Consider the following 15342-nt stretch of genomic DNA (forward strand, 5'->3'; position numbering starts at 1 on the left):
CCGGCCGGTACCCCCAAGCCCTTGCACAGGAAGGTTTATCCTGGAGGGCCCGGGGGCGGCCGAAGGCCTAGTATCCGACCGTGAAACGCTGCCGCAGATGGGCCGGCCGCTCGATCTCGTCGGCGAGCGCGATGGCGTAGTCGGCGAAAGTGATCCAGCTCTTGCCGTTCGCATCTGCGAGAAGCTGATCGGTCCCGAGCCGGAACTTGCCCGTGCGTTCCCCCTCGACGAACAGCGCGGACGGCGAAATGAAGGTCCAGTTCAGCTCCTTGTCCTGCCGCAACAGGTCGAGGAAGGCCGAGCCGGCCTCGGCTTCCGCCTTGTACTGAGCCGGAAAGTTGGGAGTCGTGACCAGCTTCACGCCCGGCGCGACCTCAAGACTGCCGGCGCCGCCGACCACGAGATAACGGCCAACCTTGGCGTCCTTCGCCGCGCCGATCAGCTTGCGCGCGTCGCTGGCCAGGAAGTGCACGGAACTCACGGCGACGTCGTGGCCGGCCCACAGCTTGGCAAGGCCGGCCTGGTCGAGCACGTCTCCCTTGGTGGGCGTGACGTTCGGCAGCGCCGCGATCTTTTCCGGGTTGCGGGCGATGGCGGTGACCGCGTGGCCGCGGCGGGACAGTTCCTTGGTGATCTCCGACCCGGCCCGGCCCGAGGCGCCGGCAACTGCGATTTTCATGGAAGGTTCCTTCGCTTCTGTGGTAACCAATAGCGACTAGATATCAAAAAGAATGCTGGTGTTAAGAGAGCACTTTGTGCTTACCTGATTACGCCGGGGTAACCCGGGCGCTTGACCCAGCGCCCTCCCGACCGACGCCCGGACCGCAAGCGACCGAACGAACTCTGAGGACCGACGATGAAACCCGACGTCTACGCAGCAAACTGCCCCACCCGCCAGATCCTCGACCGCGTCGGCGACAAATGGGCGGTGCTGATCCTCCTGCTGCTGCGCGAGGAGCCGATGCGCTTCAATCAGCTGCGCCGCACGATCGAAGGCATTTCGCAGAAGATGCTGAGCCAGGTTCTCAAATCGCTCGAGCGCGACGGCCTGCTCAAGCGCCACGCGATCGCGACCGTACCCGTGACGGTGGAGTATTCGATCACGCAGCTCGGGCTGACGCTCGCCGGCGCCGTTGATCCGCTGCGCGATTGGGCCGAGCAGAATCTGAAAGACGTTCTCGCCGCCCAGCGCCGCTATGATGCGCAGCAGAAGGAGGAAGCGGCGTAGGCGCGGTCGGAGGTTACGCCTGCCCGGCCTTCGCCAGCTCGACCTCGACGCGCAGCTCGATCTCGGCAAGCACCGCATCGAGACCCGCATCGCCCGAGGACGATTTCAGGTTCGCCGCGGCATCCCGCAGCCGCATTACGGTCGAGGCGTCGAGATTGCCGGACAATAGGCCCATCTTGAGATCGTCGAGCACGTCGAGCGCAGTCCTGCCGCGCGTGACCGAGCGCTTGCGACGCTCGACCGGATCCTCCTCGACACCTTGCAAGGCAAGCAGCCCGTCGATGTTGGCGGCAGCCTTCGGTGCGGCGGCGCTCCGCGTCTCCTGCGCCGACGAGGCGTCGGGCAGCACGAAGGTGCCGGAGCCGGTCCGCCTGGCCTGGCTGGCCGGCGTTCCAAGCGTGGTGCCATTCGGTCCGTAGATGCGCATCGGAAAGGAATCCGGGTGATCGATGCCTCACCTTCGCCGTCTTATGGTTAACGGCGCGTAAACGGCCCGGCAAAATCTGCCGACAGGCGGCATTTTCGCTCCTCAGGGCGAACGCCGGCTGACACCGGTCGAGACAGATTTATTCAACCTATTCAGCCACCTAGCCTCGCCGGCCTGGGTTGGCACAGCCCTCGCATGGACAGCGTCGGACCAGCTCGTCATGGGAGTGTCGTGCAGGTCTTTCCGATTTGAGGCGCCCCTTTAGGGGACCTTTGGGGAGCAGGGGATGTCAGGCGTTCGTTGGGTGAGGATTGTTGGGGTGGCCTGCGCTGCGCTATCGGCGCTGGCGCTCTCGGTCGCGCCGGCGGCTGCGACCTCGCGCATCAAGGATCTCGCCAACATCGAGGGCGTGCGACAGAACCAGCTCATCGGCTACGGCCTCGTCGTCGGCCTCAACGGCACCGGCGACACGCTCAACAACATCCCCTTCACCAAGCAGTCGCTTCAGGCGATGCTCGAGCGCATGGGCGTCAACATCCGCGGCGCCACCATCCGCACCGGCAACGTCGCCGCCGTGATGGTCACGGGCAATCTGCCGGCGTTCGCCACCCAGGGCACGCGCATGGACGTCACCGTCTCCGCGCTCGGCGATGCCAAGAACCTCCAGGGCGGCACCCTGCTCGTCACCCCTCTGTTGGGCGCCGACGGCAATGTCTACGCGGTGGCGCAGGGCTCGCTCGCGATCTCCGGCTTCCAGGCCGAGGGCGAGGCGGCCAAGATCGTGCGCGGCGTTCCGACCGTGGGACGCATCGCGAACGGCGCCATCATCGAGCGCGAGATCGAGTTCGCGCTCAACCGCCTGCCGAACGTGCGCCTGGCGCTGCGCAACGCCGACTTCACCACCGCCAAGCGCATCGCGGCCGCCATCAACGACTATCTCGGCGTGAAGTCCGCCGAACCGATCGATCCCTCGACGGTGCAGCTCTCGATCCCGCCGGAGTTCAAGGGCAACGTCGTCGCGTTCCTCACCGAGATCGAGCAGCTGCAGGTCGATCCCGATCTGGCCGCCAAGATCATCATCGACGAACGCAGCGGCATCATCGTGATGGGCCGCGACGTTCGCGTCGCCACCGTCGCGGTGGCGCAGGGCAACCTCACCGTCACCATCTCCGAGAGCCCCCAGGTCAGCCAGCCCAATCCGCTGTCGCGCGGCCGAACCGTGGTCGCGCCACGCAGCAGCGTCACGGTCACCGAGGACGGCAAGAAGCTGGCCGTGGTCAAGGACGGCGTCTCGCTCCAGCAGCTCGTCGACGGCCTCAACGGCCTCGGCATCGGCCCGCGCGACATGATCAGCATCCTCCAGGCGATCAAGGCCGCCGGCGCCATCGAAGCCGACATCGAGGTGATGTGATGCAGACCAGCACGATCAACACCCCGCGTGTCGCCAACTCCTCGGCCTTCTCGGTCGAGAGCCGCAACGGCCGGCCCGATTTCGATCTCGCGAGCGCTCTGCAAAAGGTCTCGCCGAAGCAGCAGGCCAAGGCGCAGAAGACCGCCACCGATTTCGAGGCGATGTTCCTCAACAGCATGTTCTCGCAGATGACCTCGGGCCTGAAGGGCGAAGGCCCGTTCGGCGACACACCCGGCACCGGCGTGTGGCGCTCGATGCTGACCGAGCAATATTCCAAGACCTTCGCCAATGCCGGCGGCGTCGGCATCGCCAGCGAAGTCTACCGCACCCTCATCATGCAGCAGGCGAAAACGATCCGCACGGCATAAGGTCAATCGAGATGAACCATTTCAACGCCTCACGTCAGCCGATGCAGGCCCAGCGTCCGAACACCGCGCCCGGCAGCGCCGAGGCGCGCAAGCTCGCCGAAGACCTGATGGATGCGATGAGCGCCCTGCTCGGACTGATCGAGCGCGAGACCGAGCTGGTTCGCGCCGGCAAGGTTCGCGAGGCGATGATGCTCGAGAGCAAGAAGCAGGAGCTCTCGCGAAACTATGTCGGTGCCGTCAGCCAGCTGAAGGCCAATCAGCCTCAACTCGCGAAGTCCGCGCCGGAGCTGCTCTCGACGCTGCACCGCCACCACGATGCATTCCGCGCGATGCTCCAGGTCAATCTCACCGTGCTCGCGACCGCGCACGCGGTTTCCGAAAGTGTCGTGCGCGGCGTCAATGCCGAGATCCAGAAGCGCAACGTGCCGAACACCTATACGGCCGCAGGTCGTCGCGCAGCTCCAGGCCCGCGCCACATCACCCCGCTCGCGGTCAGCCGCTCGCTCTGAGCGCACACGAAAACAACCGACAATTTTACGAAAAACCGCGCGGCGATTTCGTTGCGCGGTTAGGCACGTTTCCTTACCGGGTCTTCAGTCCTGGTGTTCCATGGTTGCGTTATGAGAGGGGTTGGGATTTGACTCACGTGAGGCAACCAGGAGGCTGCCATGAGTACAGATTTCAGCATCAGGCCGGTGGGGATCCCGGCCCCCGTGCAGATCGTAACGACGTCCAGCGTGGCGGCGAACGAGGCTGTGCAAACTGATCTTCCGGTGAGCCAGACGGTCGCCGCGGCGGATACGAGCGCGCCCGTGCGCAATGATCTGCCGAACCACGAGAACATCTCGCGCCAGGTCGTGTTCGACCAGGCGGCCGCATCCTTCGTCTTCCAGGTCGTCAACGACAGGACCGACGCGGTGGTCAATCAGTTCCCCGACGAAGCGATGCTGCGCCGGCGAGCCTATTTCCACGCAGAGGATCTGAAGTCCCAGCCCTCGCGTCCGCTCAGCACGGATGTCAGCGCCTGACGATCACGCGTCGCGATCGCGGGATCGGTGACGATGTTCTGCCCTGCGTCTGACCGGCACCGGTCAGCGTCAAATTGTCATTTCTGAAAGACGACAGGTCCCATGCTCGTGATGTCGACCATCACGAGTTCCCGTCACGGCCGTCCGGACAGGCCCGCAGCGATGTTGCGGTTGATCTCGATCAGCGGACGGAAGTGATCGAACTGCGGGCTCATCTGGAGCGCGGCGGTCTGGCTCAACACGAACACGCTGATGTTGGCGATCTTCTGCCGAACGTCGATCGGCTGCGGATTGTTGTCGCGCATCGCCTCGCTCAGGAAGATCGTCCAGAGCTTGCGGTTGAACATCAGGGCCTGCATGGTCTGCTCGCTGAGCGGATCGGCATTGTTCACCGCATCCTGGAGCTTGTTCGCGGCCTTCAGCAGAGTCTGCGCCTCGATGTCGCGAGGAGATGCGGTGGTCGTTGCAACACGCGCATAAGCCGAGGCAGCGGAATTCGACATCAATCACACCCTGGAGGTTACCTAGCGCGTTGTAAGCGCTTAAGGATTTCTTTCCCAACCCTAGGCAGCACCGCTTAAGATTTGCTTACGTGTGTGCTTGGAAGCACTCCGGACAATTACGGGTCGCGGAGCTCTTCGTCAGCGCAACGCTAGATCCACGCACGCACGATGTAAACGCGCTTCGCGCGAGGCGTGCTGATCTCAGCTAATCTTGTCTTAGCGATCTCCCTCAAAAGAACGGCGGGGCGTTAGCCCCGCCGCGAAATCTCGAAGAGCGAGCTTTGGCGCTCGAAATTAGCGGAGCAGCTGCAGCACGCTCTGCTGCGACTGGTTGGCCAGCGACAGCGCGGAGACCGCGATCGACTGGCGGGTCGACAGCGCCTGGCTGTTGGCCGCTTCCTCGTTGGTGTCGGCGAGCGTCAGGTTGGACGAGCCGGTCTGCAGCACGTTGATCAGGTTCTTGGAGAAGTCCTGACGCACCTGCACGATCGAGAGATTCGAACCGAGCGAAGAGCCCTCCGAGCGCAGTCTGCTCGAGGCGGCATTCAGGCTGGCCAGCACCTTGTTGGTGGCGCCGTTGTCGATGAAGTCCGTGCCGGGAACGAGATTGCTGAGACCGAGACCCGCCGCGTTGAACACGACGCCGTTGATGCCGAGCGTGGAGCTGCCGGTCTCGTTGAAGACCAGCTTCAGCGTATCGCCGTTGAGCAGGTTGATGCCGTTGAAGGACGAGTCCTGCGACGTCGTGTCGATCTGCGCCAGGATATTATTGAACTGGCTGACCAGGCTCGAACGCGCCGTCTGCGCGACGGGATCCTGGATCGGTGGCTGCGCGGTGGTAAAGGCGAGCACGCCGGTGAGCGTACCACCGACCGCGCCGCCGGCAGCAGTCGAACCGAGGGTCGAGGACGCGTACTCGTTGACGGTGGTGACCGTCAGCACGCCATTGGCATCGATCGTCGCCGTCAGGTGGTTCGCCTGCAATTGCACGTTCAGCTGATCGAGCGTCTTGACGGTGCCGTTGGTGCCGTCGCCGAAGGTGACGTTCACCGGCGTACCGCCGTTGAAGGACGAGAAGGTCAGCGTCTTGCCGCTGACGCCGCCGACGCCCGAGGTGCGCGCCGCGGTGAAGGCGGTCGCCGTTCCCGTATTGCCGCTGAGGCCGAAGGCGCTCAGGGCATTGCCGGTGCCGGTGATCGACAGGTCGGAATTGATGCCGGTGGAGAGCGCAAGCTGGCCGCTGCTGTTGACCGACGAGGGGATCTGGCCCGCGGTGGTCGACAGCGTCGCCGCGCCGTTGAAGATGCCGGCCGTCTTGACGCCGGTGGCAAGGTCGATCGAGTTGAGCAGGTCGGTCAACGTCGCGCTCTGAAGATAGACGGTCGAGTTGCCGTTGCCGTCGGTGACGACGTTGCCGCTGACGCCATAGCCGGTGGCCACGCTCGCCGCCGATTGCGGCGTCTGCGCGTTCTTGAAGGTGATGGTGTGACCGTCGATGTTCAGCGTCGAGCCGTCCTGGACGAGAGTGCCGAGCGAGCCGGCGGTCGTCGACCGGTTCGCAGTGACGCTCGCATTGCCCGCGCCGGTGGCCGCAGTCAGCCCGAGCTTGTTCAGGAAGTCGGCCTTGCCGGTCAGGCTGAGATCGGCGCCGGTCGAGCTCTTCAGCGTGATCTGGCCGCCGCCCGAGATGGATGATGCCGTCTGGAGCGTGCCGACGGGTCCGGCCGCGCCGCTGATGGCGATGGTCGCCGCGCTCGCGCTGATGGTTGCAGTCTTGACGCCGCTGGCGAGGTCGATCGCGGTGAGGACGTCGTTGATGGTCGCACCGGGCGCAGTCGGCGTTCCCTCGTAGACGATCGAATTGCCGTTGCCGTCCGTGGCGATGTGGCCGCTGGCGTCGAGGCCCCAGCCGGTCGGCTGCGTGCTCGGGGCAATACCGGTGCGGAAGGTGATGGATTTGCCGTTCACGGTGATCGTATCGCCGTCGGCGGGCGCGGCGCCGAAGGTGGTGGACGCGGTTGTGCCGACGAGCGTGGCGGTGCCGCTGAGCACCGTGGTGCCGTCAGCCGCGGTCGCGGCGAACCCGACCACCGTGCCGGCGCTCGAGCCCAGCGAGGCGCCGAGCGCGGCGGTTCCCGTAACCGGGGTCACGCCGCCGGCGGCGCCGGTATAAAGCACGTTGCTCTTGGCGGTCGCGCTCGCATAGGAGGTCGTGCCGCGCAGGTCCGCAGGCGTCGCGCCGGGAATCGTGGTCGAGACGTTCGACTTGGTGGAGTAGCCGACCGTGGTCTGCAGCGCCTGGTTGGCGATCGATTTCGCGCTGTCGATCAGCTTCTGCAGCGAGGTGATGCCGGTGTTGGCGGCCTGCAGCACCTGGACACCGTTATTAATGCCGTCGAGCAGGTTGCTGATGTCGCTCGCCCGGTTGTCCAACCCCTGCGCCGTGAAGAAGTTGGTGGGATTGTCGAGCGCGGTGTTGACCTTCTTGCCGGTCGACAGCCGCTCCTGCGTCGTGGCCAGCAAGTCGGCCGTCGACTGCAGCGACAACAGGTTCTGGCGAACGGACGCCGAGAGAACGATGTTGGACATTGGCGAGTCTTCCTCTTGAACCGGATACGAATCGGCCGCGCGGTCTGCAAAGCGGGCTTTTGTCCAGTTTTAGGAGGTGTCCTTTAAAGTATGGTTAACGCCGGTTTAAGGGACAGGGTTAATGGCGGGTGAACGCCCCTGCCCGCCCAGGACGCAAAAAAAGAGCGGCGGGGCAAACGGCCCCGCCGCTCGATTTTATCCAGTTATTTCAGCCGCTTACTATCTGAGTAACTGAAGCACGCTCTGCTGCGAGGTATTGGCCAGCGACAGCGCGGAGACCGCGATCGACTGCCGGGTCGACAGCGCCTGGCTGTTGGCCGCTTCGACGTTGGTGTCGGCCAGGGTCAGGTTGGACGAACCGGTCTGCAGCACGTTGATCAGGTTCTTGTTGAAGTCCTGACGGATCTGAACGACCGAGAGGTTCGAGCCGAGGCTCGAGGCTTCCGAGCGCAGCGTGCTCGACGCGGCGTTCAAATTGGTCAGCACGCGGTTGGCCGCGGCGTTGTCGATGAAGTCGACGCCGACGGTCAGCGCGGCAAGACCGAGACCCTTGGAGTTGTAGGTCACGCCGGTGATGTTGAGGCTCGACTTGCCGGTCTCGTCGAACACCAGCTTGAGCTGGTCGCCGTTCAAGAGGTTGACGCCGTTGAACGAGGAGTCCTGCGAGGTCGTGTCGATCTGGTTCAGGATGTTGTTGTACTGAGACACCAGATTGGCACGCGCCGTCTGGGCAACACCGTCTTGGACGGGGTTGGAAGCCGTCGAGAAGGTCAGCGCCGAAGTGAGCGTGCCGCCGATCGCACCACCCGCCGCGGTCGAACCGAGCGTCGATGACGCGTAGTCGTTGGATGCGGTGATGGTGAGCAGGCCGTTGGCGTCGATCGTCGCCGACAGGTTGTTGGCCTGCAGCTTGGTGTTGAGCTGGTCGAGCGTCTTGACCGTGCCGTTGGTGCCGTCGCCGAAGGTGACGTTGACCGCTGTGCCGCCGTTGAAGGAGGTGAAGGTCAGCGTCTTGCCGGCGATGCCGCCGATGCCCGAGGTGCGGGCCGCGGTGAAGGCGGTGGCGTTGCCGGTGTTGCCGGCGAGACCGAACACGTTGAGCGCGTTGCCGGTGCCGGTGATCGACAGATCGGCGTTGATGCCGGTCGAGAGCTTGAGCTGGCCGGACGTGTTGATCGTCGAGTTCGACTGGCCGGTCGCCGTCGCCAGCGTCGCGGTACCGTTGGCAGCGATCGTTGCGGTCTGCACACCGGTGGCAAGGTCGATCGCCTTCAGCACGTCGTTGACCGTGCCGGCCTGAAGATAAACCGTCGAGTTGCCGTTGCCGTCGGTGACGACGTTACCGTTCACACCGTAGCCGGTCGGAACGCTCGGAGCGCCAGTCGAACCCGGGACCGGTGCGTTCTTGAAGGTAATGACGTGGCCGTCGACGTTCAGCGTCGAGCCGTCGGTGATGGTCGCGCCCAGCGAGGCCGCGCTCGTGGTGCGGTTGACGGCCACAGTGGCATTGCCTGCACCCGTGGATGTCGTCAGGGCAAGCGCCTTGAGCAGGTCGGCCTTGCCGGTAACGCTCAGATCCGCACCCGTCGAGCTCCTCAGCGTGACGGCGCCACCCGCCGCGGTCGATGCGGTCTGGCCGACGCTCGTGGAGATCGTCGCAGCGCCCGAGCTGATGGACACCGTCTTGACGCCGCTGGCAAGATCGATCGCGGACAACAGATCGTTGACCGTCGCAGTCGGCGTGCCGGCGGTGCCGAGATAGACGGTGGTGTTGCCGTTGCCGTCTGTGACGAGGTTGCCGCTGACGCCCGATCCGGCAGAAACCGCGCTGGCGGCCGGAGCCGAGCCGCTGCGGAAGGTGATGGTTTTGCCGTTCACTGTCAGCGTGTCGCCGTCGGCGGGCTGAGCGTTGCTGGCAAGGCCGGTCGCGGTGGTGCCGTTGGTGGCGATCAGGGTGATCGCGCCGGTCAACGCCGTGGTGCCGTCGCCGGCGGTTGCGCCCGTGCTCGCGAAGGAGCCGATGCTGGCGCCGAGCGTGGTGGTGCCGGTTGCCGCGGTGGTGCCGCCGGCCGTGCCGTTATACAGCACGTTGCTGCTCGCGGTCGCGCTGGCGAACGAAGTCGTCCCGCGCAGGTCGGCCGCAGTCGCACCGGCGATCGTGGTGGAGACGTTGGACTTGGTGGAGTAGCCGACCGTGGTCTGCAGCGCCTGGTTGGCGATCGACTTGGCGCTGTCGATCAACTTCTGCAGCGAGGTCAGGCCGGTGTTGGCAGCCTGCAGCACCTGCACGCCGTTGGCGATGCCATCGAGCAGGTTGTTGATGTCGCTGGCGCGGTTGTCGAGCGACTGGGCCGTGAAATAGTTGGTGGGATTGTCCAGGGCCGAGTTGACGCTCCGGCCGGTCGACAGGCGATTCTGTGTGGTGGCGAGGAGGTCGGCGGTGGACTGGAGAGAGAGCAGGTTCTGACGAACCGACGCAGAGAGAACGATACCGGACATGACTCTTACCCTTCTGGCTTACGCGTCTTCGTTCGATCGCTTCTGGATCGAGTGACGGGGCCAGCGTGCCGTGACGTGGCTAACAAAGGGTGAATGGCGTGATGCCGGCATAAGCGCCGGTTCACCATAAGCGAGTGAGGCTCCCCGCCGCGGTTCAAAATCCAATTGAAATCGTTGTCGATTTCGGGCGCTTACGCTCCATTAACCATAACCGTTGGTTACTTTTCGAACGTCACTTGCCCTGCCGAATCTCCGAGCGATGCGCAAAAAGAAAGCGGCGGGGCCGAAGCCCCGCCGCCTGATCTTGCTCTGCGATGTCGTCCGCGACTTAGCGAAGCAGCTGCAGCACGCTCTGCTGCGACTGGTTGGCCAGCGACAGCGCGGAGACCGCGATCGACTGGCGGGTCGACAGCGCTTGGCTGTTGGCCGCTTCGACGTTGGTGTCGGCCAGCGTCAGGTTGGACGAGCCGGTCTGCAGCACGTTGATCAGGTTCTTGTTGAAGTCCTGACGAACCTGCACGATCGTCAGGTTCGAACCCAGAGCCGAAGCTTCCGAGCGCAGCGTGCTCGACGCGGAGTTCAGGTTGGTCAGCACCTTGTTGGTGGCGGCGTTGTCGATGAAGTCGATACCGCTGGTCAGCGCGGCAAGGCCCAGACCCTTGGAGTTGTAGGTCACGCCGGTGATGCTCAAGCTCGACTTTGCAGTCTCGTCGAACACCAGCTTGAGCTGGTCGCCGTTGAGCAGGTTGACACCGTTGAAGGAGGAGTCCTGAGCGGTGGAGTCAATCTGCTGGAGGATGTTGTTGTACTGGTTGACCAGATTGGCACGCGAGGTCTGCGCAACCGTATCCTGGACGGGGGTAGAAGCCGTCGAGAACGTGAGCGAGGTCGTCAGCGTTCCGCCGATGGCACCACCTGCGGCGCTCGAACCGATGGTCGAGGACGCGTAGTCGTTGGTGGTCGAGACCGTCAGCAGGCCGTTGGCGTCGATCGTCGCCGTCAGGTTGTTGGCCTGCAGCTTGGTGTTGAGCTGATCGAGCGTCTTGACCGTGCCGTTGGTGCCGTCGCCGAAGGTGACATTGACCGCCGTGCCGCCGTTGAAGGAGGTGAAGGTCAAGGTCTTGCCGCTGATGCCGCCGACGCCGGAGGTGCGCGCCGCGGTGAAGGCGGTCGCCGTCCCGGTGTTGCCGGCGAGGCCGAGCGCGTTCAGAGCATTGCCGGTGCCGGTGACCGACAGATCGGCGTTGACGCCGGTCGAGAGCTTGAGCTGGCCCGAGGCGTTGATCGACGAGTTGGTCTGGCCGGTCGCCGTCGCAAGCGTCGCGGTGCCGTTGGCATTGACCGTCGCGGTCTGCACGCCGGTGGCAAGGTCGATCGCCTTCAGGACGTCGTTGATCGTGCCGCCCTGCAGATAGACCGTCGAGTTGCCGGCGCCGTCGGTGAGGACGTTACCGCTCGCACCGAAGCCGCTCGGAACGCTCGGAGCACCGGTCGAACCTGGGATCGGCGCGTTCTTGAAGGTGATGACGTGACCGTCGACGTTCAGCGTCGAACCATCAGCGATCGTCGCACCCAGCGAGCCCGAGCTCGTGGTCCGGTTGACGCTCACGGTGGCGTTGCCGCCGCCCACAGACGTGGTCAGGCCGAGAGACTTGAGCAGGTCGGCCTTGCCGGTCACGCTCAGATCCGCACCCGTCGAGCTCTTCAGCGTGACGGCACCCGCACCAACGCTCGAAGCGGTCTGGTTGACGCTGGTGGCGATCGTCGCAGCACCCGAGGTGATCGAAGCCGTCTTGACGCCGCTGGCCAGATCGACCGCGGTCAACAGATCGCTGACGGTCGCAGCCGGGGTGCCCGCGGTGCCGAGGTAGACAGTGGTGTTGCCGCTGCCGTCGGTGACGAGGTTGCCGCTGACGCCCGAACCGGACGCAACCGCAGTCGAAGCCGGAGCAGAGCCCGAGCGGAAGGTGATGGTCTTGCCGTTCACGGTCAGCGTGTCGCCGTCGGCAGGCTGGGCGTTGCTGGCGAGGCCGGTTGCGGTCGTGCCGTTGGTGGCGATCAGAGTGATGGCGCCGGTCAAGGCGGTGGTGCCGTCACCGGCCGTCCCCGCGGTGCCCGTAAAGGAGCCGATAGTGGCGCCGAGGGTCGTGGTGCCGCTCGCCGCGGTGGTGCCGCCGGCAGCGCCGCTATACACGACGTTGCTGCTCGCCGTCGCGCTGGCAAAGGAGGTCGTGCCGCGCAGGTCGGCCGCCGTCGCACCGGAGATCGTGGTGGAGACGTTCGACTTGGTGGAGTAGCCGACCGTGGTCTGGAGCGCCTGGTTGGCGATCGACTTCGCAGAGTCGATCAGCTTCTGCAGTGAGGTGATGCCGGTGTTGGCAGCCTGCAGCACCTGCACGCCGTTGGCGATGCCATCGAGCAGGTTGTTGATGTCGCTGGCGCGGTTGTCGAGCGACTGTGCCGTGAAGAAGTTGGTCGGATTGTCGAGGGCCGAGTTGACGCTCTTGCCGGTCGACAGACGGCTCTGCGTGGTGGCGAGGAGGTCAGCGGTGGACTGGAGGGAGAGCAGGTTCTGACGAACCGATGCGGAGAGGACGATACCGGACATTGAGTGTTACCCTTCTGGTACGCAACGCAACAAAACTTCGATTAGGATTAATCGATGCCGGGACGGTGAACGTCGAGGGCTAACAAAACATGAAGCGTGTCGCTCCAGTCCCTCCGCGGATTCACCATGTGCGCAATCGGAGCCGAACCGCGCTTCGTCGTATCGTCATGATCACATGATGCTTTTTGGTGCAGCGGCGACGCGTTTGCCACTTGTCAACCATAACTCAGAGTGAGCAATTCGCTGGACTCGAACGCATCATTCGAGATTGCCAAAAGGCATCCCGATGCCGACGCAAAAAGAAAGCGGCGGGGCCGAAGCCCCGCCGCCGGATCTTGCTTGCGATGTCGTCCGCGACTTAGCGGAGCAGCTGCAGCACGCTCTGCTGCGACTGGTTGGCCAGCGACAGCGCGGAGACCGCGATCGACTGGCGGGTTGACAGCGCCTGGCTGTTGGCCGCTTCGGTGTTGGTGTCGGCCAGCGTCAGGTTGGACGAACCGGTCTGCAGCACGTTGATCAGGCTCTTGTTGAAGTCCTGACGAACCTGCACCACCGAGAGGTTCGAACCGAGGCTCGAGGCTTCCGAGCGCAGCGTGCTCGACGCGGCGTTCAGGTTGGTCAGCACCTTGTTGGTGGCAGCGTTGTCGATGAAGTCGACACCGCTGGTCAGCGAGGCGAGGCCCAGACCCTTGGAGTTGTAGGTCACGCCGGTGATGCTCAGGTTCGACTTGCCGGTCTCGTCGAACACCAGCTTGAGCTGGTCGCCGTTCAAGAGGTTAACGCCGTTGAACGAGGAGTCCTGCGAGGTCGTGTCGATCTGGTTCAGGATGTTGTTGTACTGAGACACCAGGTTCGCACGCGACGTCTGCGCAACCGTATCCTGGACGGGGGTAGAAGCCGTCGAGAACGTGAGCGAGGTCGTCAGCGTTCCGCCGATGGCACCACCTGCGGCGCTCGAACCGATGGTCGAGGACGCGTAGTCGTTGGTGGTCGAGACCGTCAGCAGGCCGTTGGCGTCGATCGTCGCCGTCAGGTTGTTGGCCTGCAGCTTGGTGTTGAGCTGATCGAGCGTCTTGACCGTGCCGTTGGTGCCGTCGCCGAAGGTGACATTGACCGCCGTGCCGCCGTTGAAGGAGGTGAAGGTCAAGGTCTTGCCGCTGATGCCGCCGACGCCGGAGGTGCGCGCCGCGGTGAAGGCGGTCGCCGTCCCGGTGTTGCCGGCGAGGCCGAGCGCGTTCAGAGCATTGCCGGTGCCGGTGACCGACAGATCGGCGTTGACGCCGGTCGAGAGCTTGAGCTGGCCCGAGGCGTTGATCGACGAGTTGGTCTGGCCGGTCGCCGTCGCAAGCGTCGCGGTGCCGTTGGCATTGACCGTCGCGGTCTGCACGCCGGTGGCAAGGTCGATCGCCTTCAGGACGTCGTTGATCGTGCCGCCCTGCAGATAGACCGTCGAGTTGCCGGCGCCGTCGGTGAGGACGTTACCGCTCGCACCGAAGCCGCTCGGAACGCTCGGAGCACCGGTCGAACCTGGGATCGGCGCGTTCTTGAAGGTGATGACGTGACCGTCGACGTTCAGCGTCGAACCATCAGCGATCGTCGCACCCAGCGAGCCCGAGCTCGTGGTCCGGTTGACGCTCACGGTGGCGTTGCCGCCGCCCACAGACGTGGTCAGGCCGAGAGACTTGAGCAGGTCGGCCTTGCCGGTCACGCTCAGATCCGCACCCGTCGAGCTCTTCAGCGTGACGGCACCCGCACCAACGCTCGAAGCGGTCTGGTTGACGCTGGTGGCGATCGTCGCAGCACCCGAGGTGATCGAAGCCGTCTTGACGCCGCTGGCCAGATCGACCGCGGTCAACAGATCGCTGACGGTCGCAGCCGGGGTGCCCGCGGTGCCGAGGTAGACGGTGGTGTTGCCGCTGCCGTCGGTGACGAGGTTGCCGCTGACGCCCGAACCGGACGCAACCGCAGTCGAAGCCGGAGCAGAGCCCGAGCGGAAGGTGATGGTCTTGCCGTTCACGGTCAGCGTGTCGCCGTCGGCAGGCTGGGCGTTGCTGGCGAGGCCGGTTGCGGTCGTGCCGTTGGTGGCGATCAGAGTGATGGCGCCGGTCAAGGCGGTGGTGCCGTCACCGGCCGTCCCCGCGGTGCCCGTAAAGGAGCCGATGGTGGCGCCGAGGGTCGTGGTGCCGCTCGCCGCGGTGGTGCCGCCGGCAGCGCCGCTATACACGACGTTGCTGCTCGCCGTCGCGCTGGCAAAGGAGGTCGTGCCGCGCAGGTCGGCCGCGGTCGCACCCGAAATGGTGGCGGAGACGTTCGACTTGGTGGAGTAGCCGACCGTGGTCTGCAGCGCCTGGTTGGCGATCGACTTCGCGCTATCGATCAGCTTCTGCAGTGAGGTGATGCCGGTGTTGGCAGCCTGCAGCACCTGCACGCCGTTGGCAATGCCATCGAGGAGGTTGTTGATGTCGCTGGCGCGGTTGTCGAGCGACTGTGCCGTGAAGAAGTTGGTCGGATTGTCGAGAGCCGAGTTGACGCTCTTGCCGGTCGACAGACGGTTCTGCGTGGTGGCGAGGAGGTCAGCGGTGGACTGGAGGGAGAGCAGGTTCTGACGAACCGATGCGGAGAGGACGATACCGGACATGACTCTGTTACCTTTCTGGTAAACGACGCTACTGTTACACGTC

12 protein-coding genes are annotated in these 15342 nt (G+C 64.7%); 5 read left to right on the plus strand and 7 right to left on the minus strand.

The window, feature by feature from the left end; genetic code table 11:
* Positions 1-67: 67 nt before the first annotated feature.
* Positions 68-679, minus strand: coding sequence for an NAD(P)-dependent oxidoreductase (locus ML401_RS23425; protein ID WP_285807059.1), 612 nt, complete (start codon positions 677-679; stop codon positions 68-70).
* Between the two features lie 177 nt (positions 680-856).
* On the opposite strand from ML401_RS23425, the gene ML401_RS23430 reads away from it, so the two are divergent.
* Complete coding sequence (locus tag ML401_RS23430; protein WP_128917938.1) at positions 857-1228, plus strand: helix-turn-helix domain-containing protein; 372 nt, start codon at positions 857-859, stop codon at positions 1226-1228.
* Between the two features lie 13 nt (positions 1229-1241).
* Here the strand turns inward: ML401_RS23430 and ML401_RS23435 are convergent, their stop codons facing one another.
* Positions 1242-1655, minus strand: a complete 414-nt coding sequence (locus tag ML401_RS23435) for a flagellar assembly protein FliX (RefSeq protein ID WP_194403242.1) — start codon at positions 1653-1655, stop codon at positions 1242-1244.
* 286 nt (positions 1656-1941) lie between these two features.
* On the opposite strand from ML401_RS23435, the gene ML401_RS23440 reads away from it, so the two are divergent.
* The 4 genes from ML401_RS23440 (at position 1942) to ML401_RS23455 (ending at position 4462) form a co-directional block, all read left to right on the plus strand.
* On the plus strand, positions 1942-3066 hold the full coding sequence (locus tag ML401_RS23440) for a flagellar basal body P-ring protein FlgI (RefSeq protein WP_194403243.1): 1125 nt from the start codon (positions 1942-1944) through the stop codon (positions 3064-3066).
* Positions 3066-3434 (plus strand): flagellar assembly peptidoglycan hydrolase FlgJ, encoded by a 369-nt coding sequence (flgJ, locus tag ML401_RS23445; protein ID WP_211418869.1) that lies wholly within the window; start codon positions 3066-3068, stop codon positions 3432-3434. The genes ML401_RS23440 and flgJ overlap by 1 nt, the downstream gene beginning before the upstream one ends.
* An 11-nt stretch (positions 3435-3445) precedes the next feature.
* Positions 3446-3943 (plus strand): hypothetical protein, encoded by a 498-nt coding sequence (locus ML401_RS23450; protein WP_194403245.1) that lies wholly within the window; start codon positions 3446-3448, stop codon positions 3941-3943.
* A gap of 159 nt (positions 3944-4102) precedes the next feature.
* Positions 4103-4462, plus strand: a complete 360-nt coding sequence (locus tag ML401_RS23455; protein ID WP_194403246.1) for a hypothetical protein — start codon at positions 4103-4105, stop codon at positions 4460-4462.
* Between the two features lie 134 nt (positions 4463-4596).
* Here the strand turns inward: ML401_RS23455 and flaF are convergent, their stop codons facing one another.
* The 5 genes from flaF to ML401_RS23480 all read right to left on the minus strand — a co-directional run bounded on the left by flaF (position 4597) and on the right by ML401_RS23480 (position 15299).
* Positions 4597-4965, minus strand: coding sequence for a flagellar biosynthesis regulator FlaF (gene flaF, locus ML401_RS23460; RefSeq protein ID WP_008554779.1), 369 nt, complete (start codon positions 4963-4965; stop codon positions 4597-4599).
* Positions 4966-5259: 294 nt separating this feature from the next.
* A complete protein-coding gene (locus ML401_RS23465; RefSeq protein ID WP_194403247.1) occupies positions 5260-7554 on the minus strand; it encodes a DUF1522 domain-containing protein in 2295 nt (764 codons plus the stop codon).
* Positions 7555-7773: 219 nt separating this feature from the next.
* Positions 7774-10053 carry a DUF1522 domain-containing protein gene (locus ML401_RS23470; protein ID WP_285807060.1) on the minus strand — a complete coding sequence of 760 codons (2280 nt, stop codon included), beginning with the start codon at positions 10051-10053 and terminating at the stop codon, positions 7774-7776.
* A gap of 328 nt (positions 10054-10381) precedes the next feature.
* The gene (locus ML401_RS23475) at positions 10382-12661 is read right to left on the minus strand and encodes a DUF1522 domain-containing protein (protein ID WP_285807061.1); all 2280 of its coding nucleotides are present in this window, start codon (positions 12659-12661) and stop codon (positions 10382-10384) included.
* Positions 12662-13019: 358 nt separating this feature from the next.
* On the minus strand, positions 13020-15299 hold the full coding sequence (locus ML401_RS23480) for a DUF1522 domain-containing protein (RefSeq protein WP_285807062.1): 2280 nt from the start codon (positions 15297-15299) through the stop codon (positions 13020-13022).
* Positions 15300-15342: the final 43 nt, after the last annotated feature.

The sequence above is a fragment of the Bradyrhizobium sp. 62B genome (assembly GCF_030272265.2).
Lineage (GTDB): Bacteria > Pseudomonadota > Alphaproteobacteria > Rhizobiales > Xanthobacteraceae > Bradyrhizobium.